The sequence below is a fragment of the Flintibacter faecis genome, assembly GCF_014287875.1.
Lineage (GTDB): Bacteria > Bacillota > Clostridia > Oscillospirales > Oscillospiraceae > Lawsonibacter > Lawsonibacter faecis_A.
Genome location: NZ_JACOPN010000026.1, coordinates 1 through 1,849 on the forward strand (window position 1 = coordinate 1; position 1,849 = coordinate 1,849).

At 48.9% G+C, this 1,849-nt stretch carries 3 protein-coding genes; all 3 read left to right on the forward strand.

Translation table 11 applies throughout. The features are described 5' to 3' along the window. A partial coding sequence (locus H8S55_RS13815; RefSeq protein WP_186879353.1) for a DUF4368 domain-containing protein occupies window positions 1-1,053 on the forward strand: 1,053 nt, incomplete at its 5' end. Next, window positions 1,050-1,394, forward strand: a complete 345-nt coding sequence (locus H8S55_RS13820) for a TnpV protein (protein WP_117718978.1) — start codon at window positions 1,050-1,052, stop codon at window positions 1,392-1,394. The genes H8S55_RS13815 and H8S55_RS13820, both read left to right, overlap by 4 nt. A 138-nt stretch (window positions 1,395-1,532) precedes the next feature. Then, window positions 1,533-1,676 (forward strand): hypothetical protein, encoded by a 144-nt coding sequence (locus H8S55_RS13825; RefSeq protein ID WP_164979630.1) that lies wholly within the window; start codon window positions 1,533-1,535, stop codon window positions 1,674-1,676. Window positions 1,677-1,849: the final 173 nt, after the last annotated feature.

The window sequence follows — 1,849 nt, forward strand, 5'->3', positions numbered from 1 at the left end:
GAATGGACAATTTTCGAGAATACCCATGAGCCTATCATTGACCAGCAGACCTTTGACCTTGTGCAGAAAATCCGTGGGAATGTCAGACGCTACCCGGACGGCTGGGGCGAAGCAGCTCCCCTCACAGGCTTGCTTTATTGTGCCGATTGCGGCGGCAAGATGTATGTCCACCGCACCAACAACGGCAAGCGCATTTCTCAATACACCTGCTCACAGTACACCAAAGTTCCTTGCGGAACGCTCTGCAAGACCCAGCACCGTATCAATGAAGATGTGGTACTGTCCCTTGTCTCGGAAATGCTCAAAGCCATTGCCGAGTATGCGAAGCATGACCGAGCCGAGTTTGTCCGTGTGGTGCAGGAAGCGCAGTCCAGCCAGCAGACCACAGAGGTCAGGAAACAGCGGACACGCCTTGCCACAGCAAAGCAGAGAGTTTCCGAGCTGGAAGTCCTGCTCTGCAAAATCTATGAGGACAACATTTTAGGAAAGCTGTCCGACAGCAGATACGCCACTCTGGACGCTCAATACGCAAAGGAGCAAGCCGAGCTTACCGCTGAAATCTCTGCTCTGGAAAAGGCTGTCAAGAGCTATGAAACGCACGAAAAGGACGCTGACCGTTTTATCGCTCTGATTGATAAATATGAGAACTTCGACAAGCTGACCATTGCCATGCTCAACGAGTTTATCGAGAAAATCCTTGTGCATGAGCGTGACCGCAAAGGCAGTATACAGACCACACAGGAGGTCGAGATTTACTTCAATTTTGTTGGGCGATTCGTTCCCCCGGCGTTTGGAGAAGTGGAGCTGACCCCGGAAGAATTAGAGGAAATCCGCAAGCGTGAGGAACGCAAGGACAGGCTTCATCAGAACTACTTGAAGCGGAAAGCCAGCGGAGCGCAGAAGCGATACGAGGACAAAATCAAGGGGAGAAAAAAGGCAGAAATCGAAGCCAAGAAAGCCGCCATTCGTGCGGAGGACATTGCAAAGGGAGTGTTCGTCCCTGTCAGCAGTTTACCGCAGAGAGAGCCGATGAAAGGAGTGCAATCAGCATGAATATCACTTACACACAGAACGGAGATTATCTTATCCCGAACATCGTTATCCGCAAGACAAAGCCCCTCGGACACTACGGCAGACTTCGCAAAGCATATTTGGAAATGCGCCGCCCGATACTGTTCAATGAGCTGGTGCTATCCGACAAGCTCTTTGAGCATTGCGCCGAGATTGACGAAGCGGCACGAAACCGCATGGAGCTGATCGTGCGGTCACTGGCAAAGCAGTACGGCGTGACCGAACAGCTGAAAGCCGAAAACCAAATGGAATGGGTGCGGCAGATGAACGCTTGCAAGGCACAGGCAGATGAGATTGTGAAAGCGGAATTGATTTATGATTGAGTGAGAAAGTCCGGGCAGAAAACCGTCCGGACTTTTCTCATACAGTCCAAAGTTGCGGTAGAATTGTTCACAAGTTTTATGGTATAATTTGAATACGAAATTGAGAAACAAATCGGCATTTGTAAAGGAGGATTTACAATGAAGAAAATTGGATTAGGTATTGCAATACTACTCTTTGCCATTATAATTTCTCTTTGCTCATCAGGAATGGGGCTGCTCGTTATCGGAATTGGGATTGTAGGATTGATTTTTTCAATCATAGGATTTATGGAACGCAAGTAAAATAACTTCAAGTTTGTCGAGAAGTTAAGCCGGAGCAAATCCCTTTAGGAACTAAAGGGCGCACTTCTATACTCTCTGTCGAGAGTAGTGCGTCCTGCGGAGCTTCATTCTCCGTCAGCAGAAGAAAACTGCATGACCGAGAATGTTGCGTCACTTCGTTCCGTCAAGGTGGC